This window comes from Methylobacterium sp. Leaf85 (assembly GCF_001422125.1).
Lineage (GTDB): Bacteria > Pseudomonadota > Alphaproteobacteria > Rhizobiales > Beijerinckiaceae > Methylobacterium > Methylobacterium bullatum.
Window position 1 is genome coordinate 18,242 of record NZ_LMME01000011.1, and the last position, 23,927, is coordinate 42,168.

Sequence of the window (23,927 nt, forward strand, 5' to 3'; positions counted from 1 at the left end):
GGGTCGGCGTGTCCCTAATTTTTCATGTCGGAATAGCTCGCAGAAGGCGCCGTCTATTTGATGGGGGAACGCGTCCGCCGGACGGGCGCCCCCTGATATTGACCGAGCACCTGCCCCTCGGCCTTTGAGGGGCGATGCGGAGCGGTGAAACCCAACTATCGCATGGTCGTCCACGCGCGGTGCATCAATACCCGAGACCGGCTGTGGAACCGGCGGCCAATAAGCAGCCCCTGTAAAGTCACGGTGCAACCGGAGAAAGTCGCACCGATGAGACCCCTCGACACCCTAGCCTTCGCCCCAAGTGTCTATCCCCCTGAGACGGGTCGGGGTCCCCGTCCTGTCCCCGCTGAAACGAGTTGGTCGTCCCACGTGGGACGAACGTCTAAAGACGCCCGGCCACTTCCACGCGATGGTGCGCCCTCCCATCACAGCGCTTACTCCCGGTTCCGGCAGCCGCGCCGGCCAATGCGCCCCTCTATTCAAACCACCCAGTCCGATGGTGAGCCCGCCAACGCAGGCGAGACCGCGGCGGCCCCTTTAATTTGGCCAGAGCCGTCCCTTTGCGTTAGCGCACTGGCATCAGTTCGAACGCGGACCTCAGGACTTGGCCAATTCCGGGCAAATGCAACAACGCCCGCCACCCTGGCAATCGCCCCGAGCATAACCAATGAACACCCTCAACGGGCATCGGCTGTTGTCGCCGACCGCGATCCCGCACGGGAGATTCTGAGCCGGTGCTTCGTCGCGTTCGAGGCATTCGCTCAAAGCGAACGGGATGGGCGTGAACGGGTTAGCGGCGCCCAAGACCACTTCCTTTTGCTCCTTGCCAATGCGGTGCGGCTCCATCTGCACGAAAGGCAAAATCCAGGTACGCTGGACTCGTTGTACGTGCAGTACCACGTCCCTACGATTAAGGAGGGGCGAAACCCCTACGTCCGGTTGGCGCGACTAGTACTTCGCCCCCGAGTGGGGGATGGAAACGCAGGGTCATCGACCATTCAACGGGCGGCTGCCACGCTGCGGTACGCAGTCGAAAACGAGTTTTCACCTAAAGCACTGCCTAATGAGGTAAAAGCGAGAGGCGGCGTGAAGGGGTGCGCAGCCCTTGACGCAAGGGCGCACGAGAGCCCGGAACGTCAACGTGCAAAACAGCGCGACAAGGACCGAATCGCCGACATGCGTCGTCACGCGCCCCCTCTATCCACGTCTTTGCCGCTCGATCAAATGAGACCAGGACAATTTTACGCTCTCCTCGTCGAGGTCACCGACGAAGGCCTGCGAATGATGGGCTTGAAGCAGGAAGACGAGCATGGAACTCGGAGGTACAATCCGCTTGGCCGCACCGGCTAAAAGAGCGGTTCAGCCCGAGCCGCACCGTCGGACGAGGACAGGGCTCCATGCTCTACGGGTCGCTAGAGTACGCATTTGCGCAGCCCTTCGCTGAGGCCCTTGTCCACGCCTCAGATTTCAGGGCTTGGGTGATCAGGCAGACAAAGTTCGCGGCCTCGGCCGACACAGCGCGGCTGCTCCATGAAGAAATGTGGGCACATCGCAGCCGGGGGGCGGCCACATGGTGGCGATCACACTTCACCGAACGGTGTCGGTGCGAGGGTTGTCGGGGGCAAGAGACGGACGTCCTCGCCGTTTTCGAAGCCCAGTGTGGAGCGCGCTTCGCGCTCCATGTTGAGGTGAAGGGACCAACCGACAGGTTCCCGGCCCGCCGTGATCAGGCAGCAAACTACGGGCTTCGTGCCTCCTGTTGGGCTAAATCTGCGCCGAAGGCCGTGCTGCCACATGGGGATGCAGCGACTATGCTGCTGTGCAGCGCCTCGAAGCTCGCCGAGTACGCGGCCCATCTTCCGAACTTTGGCTCCGTGATCACATTCGAGGCCATCGCTGCCCGCTGGCCGGATGCGACAGCACCCGGCGTCATGAGCCTCAGGGACGCGAGCATACCGTAAATAGCAGTCGGGATATCGAGGCCGCCCCCGGCTGATAGGCCAGAACGTGACAGCGCCCACGTTCGCCCCCAACCATGAGCGAACCGTTTTACCTACAACGCTCGTTCTACATGGCAGCGTGTGGAGCTGAGGCCGCTATGATCTTCTATTGCTCTTGCGCTCCCACCGCGATGAGGGGTCTGTACCGGCGAACGTGTTCGAACGTTTCCGTCCGTAACCCGAGCACCTGCAGATTTCCGTGCTGATCCTTCTCGATCAAAACAGCGGTGAGCCCGCTCTGCAATTCATCAGCAACCTCCGAGAGATCAGCGCCATGAGCCTGTGCTTTTAACGCCTGAAGGTGGGCGGCGTGTTTCGTAGATGCCGCCTGTCGCTCCGGGCTCGGATGAGCCTCGCGGTCTTTCTCAGCGCAGCCGTCAAGGCCCCCTTCCTCCTTGAACAGATGAGGAAACGCATGCGGCTCCACCCCCTTTTCGTGGGCGAAGCGTAAGACGCCTGCGTATCGGCTCAGGTTGGTGCGCTGGCCCTTTTCCACGGCACCAAAAACGAGCTTTACGATGGGCAAGAAGGGGTTATGCGTACGTGCGGTCACCCTAATCTTATGGTGGGAAAGGAGGAGCGCGTAGCCCTCGGGGTCTTGGGATTCCCCATACTCGTAAAGAAGCGCCGCTTTCTGCAGGCACTGCATCAGCAGGTGTTCTTCCCGCTTTTTTGAGTTTTTGAACTGCTGCGCGGCGTCGGTGCATTTACGAAAAAGTTGATCAATAGGCCGTCCATTTGTGGCGCCTTCTGTGACGCGCGGAGAGCGAATTGGGTCCTGTTCGAGTTTCGTGGGGCCAGTTTTGGAAACGTTCGCGCGCGCTAGTGTCGGCCCTCCCACGGCGACCTCCGTGCTCTGAGCCGGCGCCGCGAGCATTGACCGTTGTCCCCGTGTGGGGATCGTGGCGAATGGGTCGTCGTCCAAGCCGAGTACCGGCGGGAGGACCTTCCTTGTGTATCGCCGCGGGGACAGGACACGTAACGGGCCGGGGGTATCCAGCTCATCGATCACGTTGGGTATGGGTTCGTCGCTCATGGTCGCTCATCGCCATAACGAATTGGGAGATCGAACTTAACGGCCCGTTCAGCGGTTGCAAATGTTCCGTGCGGAACAGTTCGTTCAGCGGCAATTTCCATGATTAGCGAGGCTTGCCTCTCTTGCGACGGAAGGCAGTTGCGACGGCGTGCCAAATTTTGGGTGGCTGTGGGGTGACATTGGGTTGGAGTGATCCAGCCCCTAATTTAGGTTTGGCGTACCGCTGGCGGCGGCAAGGGCGCCTAACTGTTCGCACAGGCCCTCTGTTAGGCTGAAAAGCGTATCCTTAAGGTGGCGTTAGAACGGGCAGAACCACTGTCCAAGCGACTAGAATTCCTATCCGGATCACCGTTCGCACCAAGGGGCATCGACGCCCGTCTGTATGTCCAGTCCGGCTGATCTCACGAGAATAAGCGACCGAGTCGGCTCACGCAGACTTGGCGGTTGCACGCCGAACTCCGAGAAAGCCTAATTTGGTTTGAACACGTCTTCGTTCTCGAATGTTCGCAGCGCAGACGTGCTGCTGGTTAGCAGTGAGGCCCCAATGCTAATTTTTGGACGTGAACCAGGGCAGTCCCGCTCACTGCGCGGACAGCGTCCCTCGCCAATTACAGAAAGGCGCACAACGCCCAATGACGCAATTTGACCCCGGCCCTGACCCAGGAGTGGAGCGCGTGCCACCGAAAGGCGCGTGGCCCCTACTCCTAGAAGATTATCCCGAGGCCGTGGTTCGGATCGCAAACCTGCGTGCGGAAGGGGTGCAACATCTCGTTTTCGCGTGGATTGAGCTATTCCCGTTTGACACGACACCGCCGGCTGGTTGGTTCGCTGGCACTAAACCCTGGTCCGTTCCCAGAACAGCGAACTGGTCGTGCGGCTTCTCGGCAACGAAGGTTTCGACGGCCGATGCGGTCCGTTGGTACCTTGAGGCCAGTGCGGGGCTTGTAAACATTGCTCCGGCGGTCAGTAAGCGCGTTCTGGTACAGCCTATCCAATTTGGGGCCGAGCCGGCTTTCGGCAGGTTCGCTCTGGGCGTGGAGGCTCCGTTCTTGCTGCCTTGGCACGACGGGCCGCGGGTCCATCGGCTCGTGCCGCTGCAAGGCCCGCCTCGCGCTGTTCGCGTACTGAGCCGATGCCCGGAGGCGCGGGAATGGATGGGAGAGCACCTGGGTTTCGACCCGTTCGCGTTCGACGAGTGGCTGGGGTCTGTGGCGATGATCGCGCCCGATCCCCTCTGTTGCGCCATCGAAACGTACCCGGGCCAGCGAGAGGCTGACGGTGGTGAAACCCTCAGAATTCGCGTTACGCCGAGGCGGAATGCCGGCCGAACCGCAGACCTGTCGACAGCGACGTTGCTTGTGGGCGAGCGCCGCTCGGGCGCGTGGACGTCGGTAATGCCCCTCCCGCTCGAGCCAACCCGCAGGACCATCGCGTTCCCGCAGATGTTGGGGGAGATGGGCCATGCGCTCGTTTGCACCCAGCGAGGCTTGCTTCGGCTTGTTGAGCCGCACCAATGGTTGCGCCAAGTCAACCTACACCTTCTTATGGGCGTCGGGCGAGCAACGATTGAAGTCCCATCGGGTGGGCGCCGCAAACAGGCACACGACTACGAAGTGAGCTTGCGGACCAACGCGACAAAATCTGTCGTAGGGGAAGCCGTGCACGAGGGAGCGGCCGCCCGGCTGGATCGTTTGATGGGCCGCCGCAAAAGCCGGGAAAAGCGCGGGCGCGCGCCTCAGTACGTCTTCGGACGAGACTCTGGGGGCGTGACCTCGGGGGCGGACAGCAAGGCGGCGCGGGACCTAGCTCACGAGTTCGTTCTTGACCTTATCCGACGCGCATCGCGGCGGCTCATTTTCGTTGACCCCTATTTTGGGCGGCGGGAATTACGTGACCTCGCTTTGCGCAATGAGAACCCGGCTGTGAAGCCTTATATCCTGACGGGCCATCCCGGCCTAAGGGCCAACGTCGGTGATGCTCCGGGATTTCAGGTGCAAGCCGGGCTCGCGCTCGTGTCGGACCTCGTCGTGCTGAAGGAGCAATACGGATCACGAACCCCGGTAGTACGTGTCATGCCGGGGGGGAATACGCCTGACATTCATGATCGCTTTTTGATTGTCGACGATGAGGTTTGGCATTGTGGTCCGAGCTTCAATGAGATCGGCGAGAGAACCGGCGTGATCGTTCGTCTCCCCAACGCGCTCGAAATCCGCCGGGCAGTAAGCCGGGTATGGGCGCGCTCGCAGTCAATCGAGGATTTAGCTCCACAAATTTGTAGCGAGCAGGGCCCCGTATGACCTCGTGGGAGGAAGTACGCGCCGCTGGCGTCACAGGCGCCAAATTTAGACTAAACTCTCGAGACGATATGGAGGTGTTGCGCGGGCACATGGTTGCTTGGATCGAGGCTGCGCGCACTGACCCGGCCACGGACCAAGAAGGCGCCGGTGAGACCACCGCCCTCGTTGACGCCTTTCGAGCCGCCGGCTTACCCGACCTTGCCGCATACGCGTGCTCACCGGCGCCCAGAGAGGGCCCCATTCCGCACGAATGTTGGCTATTTTCGACCCTGCTCGGACGGGCATGCGCCGTCGATTTAGTTAATGGTCTAAAAGTGGGTGTTTGGCGCAAGCCTCATCTCTTGGGCCTTCAGGCGTTCGGTGCCTGGGACGCGTTTCTCGCTGAATTGACCGAGCTTATTGCGTCCAATGAGTGGTCGCGCGTGAGCTTTTGGGCCGCGGTATCCGAGGTCGTTGACACCATGGCGGCCGATCCCGGTGCGTTCGCCTGGGGCAGGGTCGAGGTGAAGAACAGCTTGCGCGCCGCGGTTGACGATTACCGAGCGAAGCCATCTCTCAAAGAGGCCTGGGAAACGCGCCTCGACAGCCACGTGTGGCTTGAACACAGTTTCATTTTTGACATCGCGCGGCAGCTCGACGCCGCGCGCCTGTTCGGCTTGGCTGAGCGGCTGCCCCACCCGGTATTTCTGAGGCTCGGGCTTGGAGAAGCCGATGCCGTGAACGAGCACGAAATCGCTCGTTTGCTAATGCTTGCGCAACCCGCCTTCGACCCCGCAGGCGTGTTCCAGAGCGTCGGCATGATCGCGGCCCACCTACTGAGTAAGGCTTCGCTACGCCTGCGCTGGCTATGCGGAGACGGCCAAGTTTTTGATGCGCCCTGCAATGCGGAGGACGAGGCGCGGATCGTCTCGGATATGGAGCGCGCGACCGCGGGACTCGAGGTAATTCTCGACGCCCTATTCTCGCGGCGCGATGCCACGTTTATTGGCTGGGCTTGGTTGGAGCGGCTCGTCTTCGAGGGCGAGCATCGTGGCTGCTGGCGCCCGCGACACCATGTTGGCGAGGGCCGGTATGTCGATGCCTGGATCATCGTGGTTCACGGCCTTGCCCAACGCCTTGGGACTCGTACCGACGCACTCTCTTGGACGCTGGCACAGAAACCGCTGTGGCGCAGCAACCGTATGACCGCGGTCCTCGCCTCCGTCATTTTCTCTGAATTGCCCGACCGCGCGGCCATCGCGATGCTGCTTCGGTCGATGCTGATGTCGGTTGAGCCACCATACTCTGGCGCTGCCAGAGCAGTATCCGGATCGGGCTCTCCGCTGGCCAAAATCGGCTGCGACTGCGTTCTCTCGCTCGACGAGCCTTCCACGTTTCTCGCGTCAACATGGCAGGACTTAAGGCCGTACAGAGAGCGTGCTTGGCGAGGGCGCAATCGTGCCGACGAGACCGCTGGTAATCCCGCAGAAATCCTCGTGCTTTGGGCGCTGTATGCGCTTGAGAAGGCGCCCCCCGGATCGGCAGCCGAACTGTCTCGAACGGTGAAGGCTATGTTGTGCGACGCCTTCCAAACCGACGCCCAGGGGGCGGTACGTGCTTTCTGGCTTGCGGCGACCGAGCGATTTAGCCGGATATTTGGCGCAACGCGCCCCGAGGGCGCGGACGAGGTCCGCGCCGACGTCGTAGAATTCCTTCGGCCCTATCTCCGTGACGATGAGTACGTCGTACGAATCAGCATGGCGCTTCATAAATCTGGAGTATCGGCGTCGATCATCATCGCCTCACTTAACTCATTCGGCTTTGATTTGACCGAAGCTGTTTGCGAATTTATTGAAAATGAGGCAAAGGCAGGAGTGTATCACAGTCACAACCCATTGTGGATTGGCGAACTCGCGAAAGCATTTTGCTCAGCCACGGCTTCAGCCGCTCCCCACGCCAGGGTTAAGGCTTGAGAAATTGATCTCACACGATCCAGAACTACTGTTATTTAACATGGGACTAGCTCGAGCACGCCCCGGCGACCATGGCCATCGCAAAGCGCCAATCTCTTTCGTTAAACGGGTTGCGGTATTCCGCCGAGTAGCCGCGGACCTCAGGAATGTGGGCTTGGTTACCCGAGGCGATGACGACGAATTCCGCCCATGAGACGTCGGCTTTGTTCTCTGTGCGAATGACGTAGCGGCTCCGGTGGCCGTCTTCCCGGATCGTAACCGTCCGCTCGCCCGGTTTTTTGCTGAGGCAGTCCCGCAAACCACCAACCGTGAGACCGCCGAACTCGGAAATCCCCGGACGAACCGAGACTATCAGATCGTCGACCGGACTTGCGACCCTGGTTGGCTGCGAGCCGGGTCCAGACCTCTCGCCCCCACCTCCTGCCGGAGCCTGACGCTGGCGCTGGTGCGCCTCCAGCTGTTGTTTGATCTCGGTGCTCGCGTCGATCAAATCGGTATCGAGCCCAAAAAGATCGCTGCCGAGTTCGCCCCGCGTCTGGTTCTGAATGGCCCTTATCTGGGAGCGGAGTAACGCGATCTCGGAGATGATCTCGGCTGTGGCATTGCCCTTTGCCCGGCTCAACAGGGACCGCGCCCGCTCGACCAGTTCTCGCGCCTGCGCCTCAGCCTGTTGTCCGGCCGTCGCCCGCTCTGCCACCATCTGCTGCGTTCGGCGCGCGGTCTCTTGGCCCGATGCCACATCCTGTTCCCGGCGCCGTTGCTCCTGCGTTTGGAACTCGGTCTGTTGGGCCCTTATCGCCGCTTGTCGTTCTCGAAGACCTGCCTCAGCCTGCCGTCTCTGTCGATCCTGGTTCGCGTTGACCTCGGCGTACTCCCTCTCGTTCTGGGCGCTGTCGCGATCCCGAATGGATCGGTCTCGCCCCTGCGATTCGGCAATGCGCTCGTCCACGTCGCGGTCACCATCGTCGACAAGCGCGTGGCGTCGGGCCTCGACGACGCCACGCCGGAAGGCGGCGGTCGCCTGCTTGAAGCGCGCGCCGGGGCTCCCAGGCATGACCGGTGGCGGGCCGGCCACGCACGACAGGCCGATGTCCTCCAATTCATCGACATCGCTCTCTGTCCACGCAGACATCGGACGGCCGAATGGCTGGGGTGATGCGATCTCGCGGCCGAGCCGCTCGCGGAGGAGCCCGCACCCGCCATTCGCAGCCATGTAGGACTCGACGGACCCGGCCCCTGCCGGTGCTGCCGCGAGAGCCCCGATGCCGCTCACCAGCAGCAACGACAACGTGAGTGGGCGCATGGTTGTCGTCCTTCGAAAAGTGAAAGGGGGCCTGAGATGCCTCGGCCCCTATGCGGTCACGCATGCCGCAATGGGGCCGTGCATGGTCAAACCGTCGGCGGGACCGTGTCGCTCGGGGCGACCGGGATTGCTGTCCCGGCGCACCCTGTGCTGGCGAACGATGGCGCCGGAAACGCAGGACAGGGGGAGTTATGCAGACGAGTGCCCCGGCCGCCCCGCCAGCAGTGCTGGAGCGACACGAACCGGAGCCGCAGATTTCTCAAACGACGAAGAAATCGGCGCTTGTGATCGTGGCCTTGTCCGACAGGGTGGCAAACTGAACGGCCGCATAGGCGGTCTCGCTGCCGTCTCGGTCATAGGACAACGCCCCGGTGCCGGAATTGTAGATCACGCGGTCATCGGCATCGACCTGACCCGTCGCCAAGTCCTTGAACTGGTTGGGTGTGAGGTAGCGGCCTGGGGTCAGACCGGCGAACACCCCACGGCCGAGTTGGATCACGTCATCGGCCGCGGCAAAATCCTGGATCACGTCGACGTTGCCGGACCCGAGCGCGGTGTTGAAAAGGAACGTGTCCGCCCCCGCTCCCCCGTTGAGGATATCGGCGCCCGTCCCTCCGCTCAACAGGTCGTCGCCGTCTCGGCCGTAGAGTCGGTCTGCTCCTGCGAGGCCGTAAAGGTAGTTGGTTGCTGCGTTGCCGAGAATGGTCTGGGCAAACTCGTTGCCGCTGAGGCTCAGGTTCGCGGTCCCCCTTGCGCCGTCCACGGTCTCAACCCGCTCGACCTCGGCGCCGACGCTGAGCCCCCCTCCGCCGTTGGATGCGCCGAAGCGAACGATGTCCGTCCCACCACCAGCCCCTTCGACCAATTTGTCGTCAGCGTCCGCGTAGTAGACGTCGTTGCCCAGGCCACCCACCAGCCGGTCCGCGCCCGCAGCACCGTCCAGCGTGTCGTTCCCCTCGCCGCCATACAGGGCGTTCGCTCCCGAATTACCGAGCAGCACGTTGTCCCCGGCGTCGCCGGTTCCGGTTGTGTTGCCGGCCCCGATCAGCGTCAGGTTCTCGACCCCGTTGCCGGTGAGTGAGAACGAGAAACTGGCCTCGACGGTGTCGATGCCGCCATTCACGGCCTCGATGACGCGATCAGCCGCAACGTTGATAACGTACGTGTCGTTGCCGCTGCCACCTTCCATGGTGTCGACGCCCAGGCCTCCGTCGAGACGGTCGGACCCCGCCTCGCCGTACAGGTTGTCGTCCCCTGTCCCGCCCTGAAGCGTGTCATTTCCACGCCCCCCGTACAGGATATCGGCGCCCTCGCCACCCGAAAGGCGGTTCGCGTGGCCATTCCCGTACATCGAGTTTGGCTGCCAGTTGCCGAGGGCAATGCGAGCCCCTCCGACAAGGGTGACGTCCTCGACATCGTCCGGCAGCAGCACATCGACGTAGGCGATCACCCTGTCCTGGCCGCCCCCTTGGGCGTTCGCGACCTCTTGGATCGTCTCCCCTCCGCGGTAGACGTAGGTGTCGCCGCCCAGGCCCCCTTTAAGGGTGTCCGCCCCACCGCGCCCGTCGAGATAATCGTTGCCGACGTTTCCGGACAGGGTGTTAGCCGCCTTGGTGCCGATGAGGCTTAGGCCCTCGGAGTAGAGCCGCCCGTCTCCCCCTTCGACTAGGGCGACCTTACGGTCCGACAGACGCAAGCTCGCGTCTCGGACCCCATCACCCTGGAAGTCGAACTCCACGGTCCACCCGAGAGACATCCGGACGTAGCGGAACTCGCCTTCAGTTCCGCTGAACGCGCTACCTCCCCGCGACACGAGGCCAAGGGCGCCAAAGTCGAGTTCGCCGGCGCCGTCGGCGCCGAACGAGACGGTCTCGACGGCCCTTGCGTCGAGGTCCGTCGAGGCCTTGTACAGGACACGGTCGTAGCCGAGACCGCCATCGATAACGTCGGCGCCGCCCCCTCCGGTGATAACGTCGTTGCCATTGAGGCCGAAGATTCGGTCCACCCCTGACCCCACCCCGGATATGATGTCGACGTAGTTGCCACCGTAGAGCGTCGTCCTAGCCGCGTAGCCGGTGATGGTGTTGGAGCCCTCGGACGGCTGCATATTGAGCGGAGCGCGCACCACCTCGCCGGTGATGTAGGCGTCAAACTCACCGGTCTGGTAGATCAGCGCCGGATGCGGGCCGCCCGTGTATCGTTCCGCGTCTTCGGCGTAACTGGCATCAATCCAGCCGCCATATCCGGGATGTAGCGTGATCGCCGCAGGCCCACTGCCAAGCGTGATCTCTCCGGTCGAGTAGTTGAAGACCCGGATTCGCCCGCTCATAGGCTCGCTCACAGACGTTTCGGTTGGATCGGCATAAGCGGGGAACGCCTCCATCACGGCGAAACGTGATTCATCCCTTCACCGACTTGAGGGTGGGGCTGGAACCAATCGCGTTCACGATGCCGAATATGGACTTAAATCCATAACAACTTGACTGCAAGACCCGGTTCGGTTTGCCGCATGGATATCCAGCGGCAAGTGGGTCGGAATGTTCGAAAGGCGAGACAGGCGGCCGGGCTGTCGCAATGGGATTTGGTGTCTCGGCTGGAAGCGACCGGCGATAGCGCTGGGGTTGACCAAGCCTACATTAGCCATCTCGAAAACGGTCGCAAAAACCCGACGCTCACGACACTCTGGCAAATTGCCGTGGCGCTCGACGTGCCATTGCTAGTACTATTCCAAGATTAGGACAAGCGAAAGAATAGAATCAGTCCAGATGCGCCAGAATACAAGCGAAATAATATTTGTGTGGGCTCCCCGCTACCGACCACTCATCGAGAATTTTAAGTTCTTCGCTACCGTGGGTAGTTTGACTCGCTCATGCCTGAGAACAACGCCAAATAAGCTTAGAATCGCATCCAAAAACCGGCATTAGACCATCTAAAGCTACGGCCACCGCCGTTACGGTACACGCCGAGCGTCCTCTGTAGCTGAACATCAAGGTGGGTCTCATTAGGACTATGGCATTGCGTTGAAACCGTAATGTGTCGCTTTACAGGCAACGGCGCACGTTTTAGGCTTTCGCCCACTCTGAAGGGATTCAACCGGTTAATGCACAATGGTGGACGAGGATGACTCTCGGCTGGAGAGGCCCATTCATCCCGGCAGTTTCGTAAAGCACGAGGTGCTAAAACTGCTCGGCCTATCAGTGACGGAGGCGGCAGACGTGCTTGGCGTTACGCGGCCGGCGTTGTCGGCGCTCCTAAATGAGCGCGCACACCTGTCGCCAGAAATGGCGATCCGGATTGAAAAAGCCTTCGGCGTATCGATGGAGACACTGATGCGCATGCAGAACAGCTACGACATTGCCCAGGCCCGTAAATGGGAGGCAGAGATAAAAGTGGAGCGATACACAGGAATGATGACGAAGGGTCAGGCATGACGGAGCTGAATTTCAAGGGCAAAGAGTTTGTCTACAATCACCATCTGTCGGTGCCATTCCGCCCGCTCGTGCCTAATTTAGACAAAGGCATCGGCCCCATTGCGCTCGACGGCAATCTCGTTGTTCACGGCGACAACCTGCATGCCTTGAAAGCGCTCTTGCCACTCTACGCAGGCAAGGTGGACTGCATCTTTATTGATCCACCTTACAACACCGGTAGCGAGGGCTGGTGCTACAATGACAACGTCAACGCCCCAATGATCCGCGAGTGGCTGGCAGCTAATCCCATTGGCGTCGAAGACGGTCTGCGCCATGATAAGTGGTGCGCCATGATGTGGCCAAGGCTCAGACTCCTGTATGAAATGTTAAGCGAGAATGGCAGCATATGGATTACGCTGGACGATAACGAAGTTCACCACGCTCGGAGTATGCTGGACGATATATTCGGCGAAAATTCCTTCGTCGGACAGCTTGCATGGCAAAAGAGAACCTCGCGTGAAAATCGTGCTGTTCTTTCTCCCAGCTTTGATCATATCCTTTTGTACTCCAAGGCTTTGAAAGACACATGGAAGCTCCGTCGCAATCTTCTAACTCCGAAAGACGGCGGATACGCAAATCCTGATAAGGACCCACGTGGCGAATGGGCGTCAATTCCCTTCTCGGCACAGGGTTACCGCGAAAACCAATTCTACGAGATCACCACGCCGACCGGGGTTAAGCACAAGCCGCCCAAGGGGCGCTGCTGGGGAGCCACGGAGACTGAGTTCGAGAGCCTTAAAGCACAGGATATGGTGTACTGGCCAAAGAGCGGGAACGGAAAGCCAAGGATAAAGCAGTTCCCAGATAAAGCAAAAGGCCTCGTGCCGACAACCTTATGGTCCTCATCCGAGGTCGGCACTACGGAGAACTCCAAAAAATACTTACTCGAAATTTTTTCGGAATACGAAGAGGCCGACCTATCAATTCACGCACCAAAAACTGTAGAACTAATCGAACGCGTCATCGAGATAGCAACCCAAAAGGATTCCATCGTGTTGGATTCCTTTGCCGGATCGGGAACGACTGCCCATGCGGTATTGAATTCAAACCAGCGCGATGGCGGCCAACGGCGATTTGTCTTGGTTGAGATGGAAGACTATGCCGATAATCTTACGGCCGAGCGGTTGCGGCGTGTGATCAACGGCTACAATTTTACAGGTACTCATAAGACAGAACTTCATCGCGAGGTAATCACTTGGACTAAGCTAAAGAAAGCCGAGAAACTGACCGATTCCGTGAAAGTGATTGAAAACCTTCACGGTCATGAATACGATACCATCAAGAAGGAGGTGAAAAACGGTGAACTGATCGTGACTGGTGAGAAGGCTGTGGCGGAGAGCGCCGAAGGACTTGGGGGCACTTTTACCTATTGTACGCTCGGCGATCCCGTTGAGTTGGACAAGGTACTGAGCGGTAAAACCTTGCCACCCTATACTGGGCTCGGCGCTGCGCTATTCCACATGGCGACCAATCGTGCGCTCGATGCTGCTATTGTGCGCGAGGACGCTTTCTATCTGGGCGCAACTGAAGGTCAGCACATTTGGCTGATCTACAAGCCCGACCTCGACTGGCTGAAGTCGCCGGAAGCTGCCCTGACACTGGCTCGCGCCAAGACTTTCGCCGCATTCGGTCCAGACAAGCAGCACCTTGTGTTCGCCTCAGCACGGTTCGTGAGCCAGAAAATGCTGGCAGAGCAAAATATCCCCGTGGAATTCGTGCCGTTGCCCTTTGCACTCTACCGGATAGATCGGAGCTGACGTCGTGTTTCGCCAACTCGATTATCAGGACCGAGTGCTCTCGACGCTCGACGCCTATCTCGACCTTTTGAAGGAAAAGAAGGCACGCGCGGACAAGGTCGCGGCACTCGCTGCGCAAGACCCGGACCTCGGCCTTGCCATTCCGGATTTTGCAAAAGACGCTTGGGAATCGATGAAATCGGCGGGCAAGCTGCCTGCTTCCCGCGCCGCTATTCCATTTTCGCCACGCATGGATGGCTGCGAGTGGCCGGTGCCTAACGCCGTACTGAAAGTGCCGACCGGCGGTGGCAAGACATGGCTTGCCGTGTCAGCTGTGTCACGGGTGATGGGACGCTATCTCGACCGCAATACGGGCTTCGTCCTATGGATCGTGCCGCATGAAGCGATTTATACGCAGACGCTCAAGCACCTGAAGGATCGTCAGCACCCCTATCGCCAAGCGCTCGACCGTGCGGCGGCGGGGCGCGTCAAGATCATGGAGAAAACCGACCGGCTCGATGTGCGAGACGTGGAAGCCAATCTCTGCGTTATGTTGCTGATGTTGCAGTCCGCGAACCGCGAGACGCAGGACTCCCTGAAAATGTTTAAGGACCGGGGCGACGTGCACGGCTTCTTCCCGCCCGAAGGCGAACAACAGGCGCATCAGGCTGCCATCGACCGGACGCCGAACCTCTCCGCCTATACGGGCATGTTCCCGATGGTCAAGGATTCCCTCGGGAACGCCCTTCGTATCATCAGACCCGTTGTCGTAATGGATGAAGGCCACCGCGCCATTTCCGATCTCGCCTTCGGCACACTTTACGGTTTCAATCCGTGTTTCGTGCTGGAGCTGACGGCCACGCCGCAGGATGTGCAGCCACGCAGTGGCCAGAATCCGCGAGAGGGCCGTTATGCCAATGTGCTCGTGGAGGTGACTGGCCGCGAGCTTGACCGCGAAGGCATGATAAAGATGCCGCTCAACCTCGATCCCCGGCAGGGCAGTGATTGGAAGGCGACACTGAACGCGGCACTTACCAAGCTGAACGAGCTTGATGCTAAAGCTCGGCAGCTCCGGGCTGACACAGGCCGCTATGTCCGCCCTATTATGCTGATCCAGGTCGAGCGCACAGGTGCCGATCAGCGCGAAAGCGGCCATATCCACGCCGAGGACGCGAAGGACTGGCTGTTGACGGCCGGCTTCGATCAAGCGGAAATCGCGATCAAAACGGCGCAGCAAAACGATCTCAATGATCCTGAAAAGCAGGACCTTCTGTCGCCCACCAACCGAGTACGGGCGATTATCACGAAGCAAGCCCTGCAAGAGGGCTGGGATTGCCCGTTTGCCTATGTGCTGTGTAGCCTTGCAGCCAGCGCCAATCTTAAAGCCATGACGCAGCTCGTTGGCCGCATTCTCCGCCAGCCGGGCGCGATCAAGACGGGTGTTGAAGCGCTCGACGAATGTCACGTCATCACGCATCACGCCGATACCGCCACGGTCGTCGGCGCGATCAAGAACGGCTTAGAACGGGACGGCCTCGGCGATCTGATCCTGCGCGTGACGCAGGATGACAAGAGCGGAGCCGGTAAAACGGCCCGCGTTATTAAACGACGCCCAGCTTTCGCCTCTACAGAAATGTACCTCCCTAGAGTGATGGTGGTGGAAGGCGGTGAAGCGCGCGCTCTTGACTACGAGACAGACGTAGTCTCATCGCTCGACTGGCGGGGCTTCGATCCGCAGGAAATCGCGGATCGGGTGCCCGAAAACGCACAGGCAGCGGAAAGCCAGCTCCAACGGATCAGGCTTTCCAACGACGGCGATGAATTGTTCGTTGGCGAGACCGTCTCTCGGAACGCGGAAATCCTTGCCTTCGATCCGGCGCATGCCGTCCGGATGATTTCCGACATCGTACCGAACTCCTTCGTCGGCCGCGAGATTGTAGGCGCGACGGTCGCGGCCCTCCAGGCGCGGGGTTTTGATGACGCTAAGCTTGGATCGCTTGCCAGCCTGATCGTGGAAGAGCTGCGCAAGGGCCTCGATACCGCAAGGAATGCGCGCGCCGAAGCCCAATTTAAGGCCGAGGTCGTGGCGGGACGCATCCAATTCCGTTTGCGGCTTGATGGCGGCAACTGGCGAATGCCTTTTAACATCGACACGACAGAACCGGAGAACGCGCGCCAGCTCCTAAACCGCGCGGGCGGGCCGCTCGAAAAAAGCCTGTTCACCCCGGTCTACGAGAACGAGCTGAACGACGACGAGCAGGACGTGGCGGTTTACCTCGACGGCGAAGAGGCGTTGTCTTGGTGGCACCGCAATGTTGCGAGGACGCAATACGGCATTCAGGGATGGAAGAAGGCCAAAATCTATCCGGATTTCATCTTCGCCGTGCAGCGCGACGGCGAAGCCAAGCGGATTACAGTGTTGGAGACCAAGGGGGACCAGCTCGACAATCTCGATACGGCCTATAAGCGCGAGGTGCTGTCGTTCCTCTCGCACCATTTCCAGTGGGATCAGGCAACGCCGGTCGGTGAACTCGAACTGGTCAACAGCGGCGAGACCGTGGAAGGTACGTTGATTTTAATGAGTGAGTGGAAAACGAAACTACCCGCGTATCTTTAACGGCGCGATATAGGGGGGCGCATGGAATTTGATCCGGCATTATCGTTTTTAGACAACCTTAGCCGTTTCCAGGCGGAAGCGGAGCGCATTGATCCCGATTGCGCCCGCATTCTTTTCGACAATCTGGCACTCCTTACTCGCGAAGGTGATGCGACTCGCACCCGGCAGGCCGTTCAAGAGTTCAACCGGGCGGTCCTCGCCGCACTTGACGTTCTACGGGAAGAGCCCACGGCATGAGCCGGTATTTTCTCGCCTCCGCCGCCATTGAGGGATTTCGAGGCATCAACAATGACGGCGATCCGCTTGTTCTGAAGTTCAAGCACAATGCGGTCAATTCGGTGCACGCTCCCAACGGGGTCGGCAAAAGCTCGATCTTCGAAGCGCTCCACTTTGCCATGCACGGCACGGTGCCGCGCTTAGAAGGAATGCAGGACGCCGAACAGGGCGGAAGCTACGTCGTCAACAAGTTCCATCCAGCGCAGCAGGCAACAATCGCCCTTGTTTTCAAGAGCGATGACGGCACGCCCGATGTGTCGATCACCGTCGTCCGGACGACGGCAAGCGGACGGGTCGTTACATCTCCTTCCGGCCATGCCGATCCAGACGGCTTCCTCGCCGATCTTTGCGAGGATTTCGTGCTGGTCGACTACCCGCGCTTTTCTTCACTTGTGGACTGTTCAGCATTGGAACGCGGGCGCTCTTTTGCCTCGCTGGTGGGAATGAGCCGGTATTCCCAGCTCAGGCAGGCGCTCGATGGCGCTAAAAACACCCGCAATATTAATGGCGATCTTGGCTTGTCTACGCTGGATACCGAGGTCACCGTCGAAAATCGCGCGCTGGTTGCTGTAGAGCGGCGCATTCTCACCGCACATCAGGAATTGACCGGCGGGGCCGACGGCGAGATGGTGGATACCGGTGCGCTTAAAGCACAGGTAACAGCAGGCCTAACTAGCATCGCGCTTTTCGCACCGCTGTTGGACGACACTTCGGTGATGGACCTCGACTTTGACGTCGCTGAAACGACTGTCGACCAGGAAGAGGGCGGTGTGGCCCGAAAAACCCTCGATAGCCTTAATATCGCCGCCACGACCCTCAGCGCGTTGCAAGTCTCGGCGGCAGAACTTGCAGAGATTGGCGCGCTAGTAACGACGGCGAAAGCGCGCGATGATGCGATGCGCAAAGTCGGGGCCGCCAGTCTGCATGCTTTGCTGAAAAACGCACTGTCAGTTGTTAACAGCGCGGATTGGCACGATCCGAAGGTCTGCCCCGTTTGCGAACAGGAAGGCGACGGAACACTCCAGGATAAACTGGAAGCAAAAATTGCTCTTTACGATGAGGCCGAACAGCTCGACGCGGAACTCAGAAGCCGGGTGCAGAGTGCGGGATGCGTCAGCAAGCTCCGGCAGCTTGAAGAGCTAGCGCGTCTCGACGTCGCCGATACGGATCGCATCGCACCCGTCCTGAAGTTAGCCGCGCGCCAGTCGTCCGTTTCGACTTCTGACTTGAAACGCGCAGCAGATGCGCTTGGGGCGTACGAAGCGAAGCGGGTTGACGTACTCGCGTCAGTCTATGCCGAGATCGCGACGCTGCAAGCCAGCTTGCCGCCGTCGCTTGTAGCCGTAACCCGCACTCTCGGGCAGGCCAAGCAGTTCCGCGACGCCATGCAGGAGTACGAGCGGAACATTCCGGCGCTCGCGGAAAAACGGGCAAAACTCGCGAAGCTCAATCGTTGGAAGACCTTTATCACAAACGTTGCTGGGCAGTTCGCAACGGCTGAAGGCGCACTTGCCAATGCGCGCATCATGGATATCCAAGCCAGTTGTCAGGAGCTTTTCGGGCATCTGGTGCGTGGCGGTCCTGACGTACGGCCGACGCTCAGCCGGGCGCAGAATACGGAGCAGGTTGATTTAAGGCTCTCCGATTTTTTTGGCCTTCCAAACCAAAGCGCACGGGCGCTCTTGTCCGAGAGTTACCGCAACGCCGTCGCAGCTTCTATATTCATGGCGGCGGCCACTAGGCACCGAGGCGTCCCGCGTTTCATGGTGCTGGACGATGTAACCTCAAGCTTCGATGCCGGACACCAGTTTAGATTGATGGATGCGATCCGAACGAAACTTCGCTTTGACGCCCCAAACGGCCTGCCCGGTGGGCTTCAGTTCATCATTCTTAGCCATGATACAAGCCTTGAAAAGTATTTTGACCGGCTCAACGGCACAGCAGAGTGGAATCACCAGAAGTTACAAGGTATGCCACCCCGTGGTCGACTGATGATCGCCGCACAACAGGCGGATCGCTTGAAGGCGCAGGCGGAGCAATACTTGAACGCAGGGCAGCTGGATATCGGTGAGCCGTTCGTTCGGCAGTACCTCGAATACAAACTTGGCCAGATCATCACCCGTTTGGAAATTCCGGTGCCGCCCGATTACGCGACGCGGGGCGACAGGCGCACCCTGTCCACTTATGTGGATGCGATCATCTCGGCGGTCTCGCTCTATCAAGCAGCCGGGAGATGCGTTTTGTCTGCCCAGCAGATCACCGATTTGCAAAACCATCATATGCCGTCGATCATGACAAATTATGTAAGCCACTATGAGACTGGCGCAGGTAATCCATTCAACGCCTATGCATTGCTTGGCATCTTACAAAGCGTAGATACACTCGCCGATTGTTTCTGCTGGACTGACCCCTCTAACAATCTGCGCAAATATTATCGACGGCTTGATCGACAATAGTCACATCACTCAATGGCCGGTGAAATCAGGACAACCGGGTACATTTCCAATCATTTCACCTCCAGGCCAGCATGGCTACAGCCGTGTTTCATCGGATCGTCATGGACAAAATATTTAAAGGCGCTGCCCTCACACGGGGCAAAACATCTCTTTGGTCTTTCGGTTCATAATTGGCTTACCCCCGATAATTAGGTCTCCTTCACTTACTCTACGCTGCCAAAGACTTGGCGGGCAATTTAACATTCGAGTCTCGCCGACGGGCAAGGGTTCAGGGAAGAATATTCGCGGCTCGGAGCTCAAGATCAGATAAAGCCACGCTATGGCCAGGGCGGCGGACAACAATCTCAGCATCTCCGTCGCCTGTCCTGCCGCCGAGAGGCCATTATACACCATAAGTGAGGTGCGGGGCCCGAAAAGCCACCGATCTAAGGCCAATGTCCTAATGCCTATTCGTTGTCAGACATGTAAGATCGGCCAGCGACCGCTTAGGCCTCGCTTCAATATTTTGCCTATCCCCGCGGTGGTAAGGCTGAAGCCCTGCTCAAGCGCAGCGTCCCTCATCTGCTCCCCTGTCGCGTTGCTCAACTTCATCCGGTGAAGTTGAGCTAAAAGGACCTGCTGGGCGGGGTCGGGAACGAGCCTCCCTACCGGGTCAACCGAATATCCAAACGGGACCTGCCCACCCTTGTACCTGCCAAGCTCGGACTGCCTGTTCTTGGCTGCCTTTCGCTCCAACGAGACTGCGTACTTTGTGCCGCCAGCGAGGGCCATGAGAATCGTGGCCAGTGACTCGTCGGTCTCTAGCCCCGATTGTCCCCCGTGGACGTCGAGGGCGCAAATCGCAAACTTCTGCTGTCGCGCGAGGGCGAGGCTGGCGTGGGCATCCTCGGCCGCCCCGAAAAGGCGGTCGAACCGGGCTGCCACGAGGACATCGTTGGGCTGCAGGCGAGCGAGCGCTGCCTTTCCCTGCGTTCGCTTGAAGAGCGGGCAGTCGGCCCCAAACCCTCGCTCGACATAGACCTCGTCAAAAATGATGCCGGCTGAGGCAGCCCAGGCGTCCAAGGCCACGCGCTGAGGCTCGATCTGGTCGGACGCGAGTCGGGCTCGCAATTCCCGACTTCGGACGTAACCGTAGACCCTTGCAGGCGGTGAAGTGGATGCTCGACGCGAGCCCCATTGGGACGCAACGGTCCTTGCCCGGGGAGTCTTCACGCAGGCAGCCCCCGAACTAGCCTAATGAGCGAACGGTGCGACTCATACCATAAACGTGCGCCTGTCTTTATGGTGTGCGATACGGCGGTGGTAATGATGCGCATAAGTTGCATGATAAACGTGCAACCGTCACGCCGCCAGGGCGAATTCTGGTGCTTTGTAAAGGCAAAGTAGACCACAACAGAGGAGGTCTGCCATGCCATCGTTCACCCACACCCAAATGCGCTACACGGTCCCGGAAGCCCGTCACGTCCTGTCCATTGGCACGACGCGAATTTACGAGTTGTTCAAGAGTGGGCAGCTCGAATCGATGACGGACGGTCGCCGACGGTACGTCTCAGCCCGTGCGCTCGACGCCTACATGGAACGCATAGCCTCCGAAAATGCTCTGAAGCAGCTGCCACAAAGCAAGAGGTAGGGACGCGGCCTCGCAGCAGATTTTGTTTGGACGCTCAATCCGCCCCCGCCATCTCGGCGGGGGCGGATTGATGATAGGCCCCGCAGTAAGCGGCCCAATCGTCCATCAGGGCCCGGCGCTTTGAGAGCAGATCGCCGCGCCTGTACGCTGCCTCGACCTTGCTCTCGATGGTGTGCGCCAAAGCCATTTCGACGACTTCGGACGGAACGTGCGTCGTCTCGCTTGCCCAGTCGCGGAACGAGCTCCGAAAGCCGTGAACGGTGATGTCAGCCCGCCCCATGCGCTTCAGCACCGCCAGCATCGCCATGTTGCTAAGCGGTTGGCCACGCTTGCCGCCGGGAAATACGAATTCGTCGATGCGGATTTCGGCCATTGCAGCCAGAATGATCTGAGCTCCCTCAGACAACGGCACGCGGTGCTCGGTTCTCGCCTTCATTCGGTCGGCCGGCACGGTCCATACTCCCGAGGCGCGATCAATCTCTGCCCAGCGTGCCCCGATCACCTCGCCGGTACGGGTTGCGGTCAAAATAACAAAGGTCAGCGCCCGAGCCGCAGTTCCAGGCTGTTTAGCGACCGACCTGAGAAACGCAGGCACTTCGTCAAACGGTAGGGCAGGGTGGTGCTCCACCTGCCGCACTCGCGACTGCTTGGGGAGCAGGTTGGCGAGATGCCCTTTCCATCGCGCCGGATTCTCGCCCATCCGGTAGCCGCGCGTTGATGCCCAATCGAGAACCGCCTCGATCCGCCCCCGCACTCGGCCGGCAGTTTCACTCTTGCTGGCCCAGATAGGCTCGACCGCCCGCATCACGAGGGCGGTGTCGACGGCCTGCACAGGTAGGCTACCGAAGACGGGGTAGGCGTAGGTTTCGAGAGTCGCCGTCCATTGTGCCGCGTGCTTCGGGTTGCTCCATCCGGCTTTGTGGGCTTCGATGTAAGCGGCGGCGCAGTCACGGAAGGTGACGGCCTTCGCTGCCTCGATGGCAGCCTCCTGGCGCTGGCGGTTCCTGACCTCGATTGGGTCATGCCCCTCGGCGCGGAGCTTGCGGTACGCGAGCGCCTTCTCGCGAGCCTCGGCAAGCGAAAAGGTATTGGCCGACCCCAGCCCCATCTCCCGGGCCTTACCGCGGAGGGTGAAGCGAAAAATCCAACTTTTCGCCCCTTTGCCAGTCACCTGCAGCCAGAGACCGCCACCGTCACCATACATGCCGGGCGTCTTCTGGCGCTGAACTGCAAGGGCAGTGAGCTTTCCAGCCATGCAAACCAACCCACGTTTCTACCCACAGCATAAACGCGAAATCGGGCAAACGCCAGCGGCCGTCAGCGAAAACGCGACGGCATAAATTCGTTCTGTTTTGAATGGCTTAGCGGGAATAAGCGAAGGCCGGCGAAAGGATCACTGGCGGAAGGGGTGGGATTCGAACCCACGGTGGAGTTGCCCCCACGGCGGTTTTCAAGACCGCTGCCTTAAACCACTCGGCCACCCTTCCAAGCTGGTGCAAAGGCTGAATAATTTGCCTTTGCGGATGCTTGGGTTTCTCGCCCTTGCTACCGGATCGCGACCCGATCGTCCGGCTGCCTTGTCTATGGCGGCACGCAGGGCAGCGTCAACCTTCGCGGCCACACACAAGGCAGCGGGTCCGGGGTTAACGGAAAGCGATCATGAGCGCCTCACACCACGCTCGGTCACCGTCGGTTCTCGCTCACGGCAGACGGGGAAGCGGGAGTTGTGTGAGAGACACTCGGCGAACGGCGGAGGTGGGCGTCGCGCCCTCTGTCGGCAGCCAAGCAGGCTCTTCGATGTGTCACGGGCGTCTATAGCAGAACCGGGACCATGTCGGCGATACCTGCTCGGGACGACGCCCTGGCCGGGCCGATCAACGGCCCGTGTCCTGCGCCGCCTCCATCACGAGGCGGGTCGCGAGGTAGAGCCGCGGCGTGATGCTGGCGAGGACCGCGAACTCATCGGTGCTGTGATAATGGCCGCCGACGATGCCGAGCGACTCGAGGATGGCGGGTTTTGCCGGGCTGTCGGGCTGGAAGGCGTAGCCCGCATCGGTGCCGCCGCCGATCTCGGCCAGCGCGAGCTCCGCCCCCAGTTCGGCGTAGATCGCCTTCGCGCGGTCGCCGAGCGACGTCGATGCCGGATTGCGCGGCAGCGGCGGACGGCCTCTGGCGAGATCGAAGGTCACCTGCGTGTCGGGAACGCGATGCGCACCGACGATCCTGCGGGCCTCCGTCAGGATGCGGTCGTATTCGCTCGGCACGAAGTAGCGCATGTCGCCCTCCGCCTTGGCGGTCTCGGGGATGATGTTCGGCTTGGTGCCCCCCTGGATCATGGTCCAATGCAGGCTGGTCCCCTTGCTCGGGTCACCGAGGTCCTGCAGTTGAAGGATCTGGTGGGCGAGTTCGACCACCGCGTTGCGTCCGGCTTCCGGCGCGCCCCCGGCATGGGACGCGCGTCCCTTCACCGTCAGGCTCGCGTAGTTGATGCCCTTGGTCGCCACCGTGACGGCGTCGACGCCGGCCTCGGCGAAGGAAGGCTCGAAGGACAGGACCACATCCTGTTCGCGGGCGATCCTGGCGATCTCGTCGCGTGACCCGCGCGAGCCGCGCTCCTCGTCCGGATTGAACACCACCGTGAGGGTGCCGTAGCCGTCGAACCGCAATGTCTCCAACGCGCTGAGGACATGCAGGATCATCGCCACGCCGCCCTTGGCATCGGCAACGCCCGGTCCGTAGGCGCGGCCGTCGCGCTCGGTATAGGGGCGCTTGGCCGCGTCGCCCGTGCCGAACACGGTGTCGTAATGCACCAGGAGCAGGATCTTGCGCGTGCCATTGCCGGATCGCGTGCCGATGAGGGTGTTGCCGCCGAAGGCGGGGGCGGTCCGGGTGCTCACGGTCAGCCCCGACGCTTCGAGGCGCTTCGTCAGGACCGCTTCGACCTTGGAAAGGCCGGGCACATCGCCGGTTCCGGTGTCGACGTCGACGAGCCCTTTCAGGGTCTCGCGATACGGGCCATTCTGGGCCTCGGCCGCTTCCAGAACGGCCTTGTCCGGCGCGGACAGGGCCGGAAGCGGCGCCAGGGCCGCGAGCAGCGTGAGGGCGAGCGAGGAGGCGATCGTGCGCATGGAGATCCTGTTCGTCGGCGGCCGAC

At 60.5% G+C, this 23,927-nt stretch carries 15 protein-coding genes and 1 tRNA gene; 9 read left to right on the forward strand and 7 right to left on the reverse strand.

Translation table 11 applies throughout. From position 1 onward, the window contains the following. Positions 1-2,106: 2,106 nt before the first annotated feature. Positions 2,107-3,036 (reverse strand): hypothetical protein, encoded by a 930-nt coding sequence (locus tag ASF08_RS24670; protein ID WP_156629518.1) that lies wholly within the window; start codon positions 3,034-3,036, stop codon positions 2,107-2,109. Positions 3,037-3,668: 632 nt separating this feature from the next. Between ASF08_RS24670 and ASF08_RS08585 the strand changes: the two genes are divergently transcribed. Both ASF08_RS08585 and ASF08_RS08590 read left to right on the forward strand, forming a co-directional pair. Next, on the forward strand, positions 3,669-5,333 hold the full coding sequence (locus ASF08_RS08585) for a VPA1262 family N-terminal domain-containing protein (protein ID WP_274534479.1): 1,665 nt from the start codon (positions 3,669-3,671) through the stop codon (positions 5,331-5,333). A 68-nt stretch (positions 5,334-5,401) separates the two neighbouring features. Further along, entirely contained in the window at positions 5,402-7,285 is a 1,884-nt protein-coding gene (locus tag ASF08_RS08590; protein ID WP_056143858.1) for a hypothetical protein, read from the forward strand. Between the two features lie 46 nt (positions 7,286-7,331). Here the strand turns inward: ASF08_RS08590 and ASF08_RS08595 are convergent, their stop codons facing one another. Beyond that, a complete protein-coding gene (locus ASF08_RS08595; protein ID WP_056143861.1) occupies positions 7,332-8,588 on the reverse strand; it encodes a hypothetical protein in 1,257 nt (418 codons plus the stop codon). Between the two features lie 259 nt (positions 8,589-8,847). Continuing rightward, positions 8,848-10,917, reverse strand: coding sequence for a calcium-binding protein (locus ASF08_RS25980; protein ID WP_162238949.1), 2,070 nt, complete (start codon positions 10,915-10,917; stop codon positions 8,848-8,850). A 180-nt stretch (positions 10,918-11,097) separates the two neighbouring features. On the opposite strand from ASF08_RS25980, the gene ASF08_RS23940 reads away from it, so the two are divergent. The 6 genes from ASF08_RS23940 to ASF08_RS08625 all read left to right on the forward strand — a co-directional run bounded on the left by ASF08_RS23940 (position 11,098) and on the right by ASF08_RS08625 (position 19,143). Next, a complete protein-coding gene (locus ASF08_RS23940) occupies positions 11,098-11,325 on the forward strand; it encodes a helix-turn-helix domain-containing protein (protein WP_082473132.1) in 228 nt (75 codons plus the stop codon). 370 nt (positions 11,326-11,695) lie between these two features. Next, complete coding sequence (locus ASF08_RS08605; RefSeq protein ID WP_056143865.1) at positions 11,696-12,019, forward strand: HigA family addiction module antitoxin; 324 nt, start codon at positions 11,696-11,698, stop codon at positions 12,017-12,019. Further along, complete coding sequence (locus tag ASF08_RS25735; RefSeq protein WP_056143868.1) at positions 12,016-13,815, forward strand: site-specific DNA-methyltransferase; 1,800 nt, start codon at positions 12,016-12,018, stop codon at positions 13,813-13,815. The genes ASF08_RS08605 and ASF08_RS25735 overlap by 4 nt, the downstream gene beginning before the upstream one ends. 4 nt (positions 13,816-13,819) lie before the next feature. Beyond that, positions 13,820-16,411, forward strand: a complete 2,592-nt coding sequence (locus tag ASF08_RS08615; protein ID WP_056143873.1) for a DEAD/DEAH box helicase — start codon at positions 13,820-13,822, stop codon at positions 16,409-16,411. Between the two features lie 21 nt (positions 16,412-16,432). Then, positions 16,433-16,648: a hypothetical protein gene (locus ASF08_RS08620; RefSeq protein WP_056143876.1), complete on the forward strand. Its 216-nt coding sequence runs from the start codon at positions 16,433-16,435 to the stop codon at positions 16,646-16,648. Further along, positions 16,645-19,143, forward strand: coding sequence for an AAA family ATPase (locus ASF08_RS08625; RefSeq protein ID WP_056143880.1), 2,499 nt, complete (start codon positions 16,645-16,647; stop codon positions 19,141-19,143). Before ASF08_RS08620 ends, ASF08_RS08625 begins: the two co-directional genes overlap by 4 nt. A 456-nt stretch (positions 19,144-19,599) precedes the next feature. Here the strand turns inward: ASF08_RS08625 and ASF08_RS08630 are convergent, their stop codons facing one another. After that, the gene (locus ASF08_RS08630) at positions 19,600-20,355 is read right to left on the reverse strand and encodes a recombinase family protein (RefSeq protein ID WP_082473133.1); all 756 of its coding nucleotides are present in this window, start codon (positions 20,353-20,355) and stop codon (positions 19,600-19,602) included. A gap of 220 nt (positions 20,356-20,575) precedes the next feature. Between ASF08_RS08630 and ASF08_RS26200 the strand changes: the two genes are divergently transcribed. After that, entirely contained in the window at positions 20,576-20,773 is a 198-nt protein-coding gene (locus ASF08_RS26200) for a helix-turn-helix domain-containing protein (protein ID WP_156629522.1), read from the forward strand. A gap of 34 nt (positions 20,774-20,807) precedes the next feature. Here the strand turns inward: ASF08_RS26200 and ASF08_RS08640 are convergent, their stop codons facing one another. The 3 genes from ASF08_RS08640 to ASF08_RS08650 all read right to left on the reverse strand — a co-directional run bounded on the left by ASF08_RS08640 (position 20,808) and on the right by ASF08_RS08650 (position 23,901). Then, entirely contained in the window at positions 20,808-22,028 is a 1,221-nt protein-coding gene (locus ASF08_RS08640) for a tyrosine-type recombinase/integrase (RefSeq protein ID WP_056143889.1), read from the reverse strand. A 142-nt stretch (positions 22,029-22,170) separates the two neighbouring features. Next, positions 22,171-22,260 (reverse strand) — tRNA-Ser (locus ASF08_RS08645). Between the two features lie 387 nt (positions 22,261-22,647). Then, complete coding sequence (locus tag ASF08_RS08650; RefSeq protein ID WP_056143892.1) at positions 22,648-23,901, reverse strand: glutamate carboxypeptidase; 1,254 nt, start codon at positions 23,899-23,901, stop codon at positions 22,648-22,650. Positions 23,902-23,927: the final 26 nt, after the last annotated feature.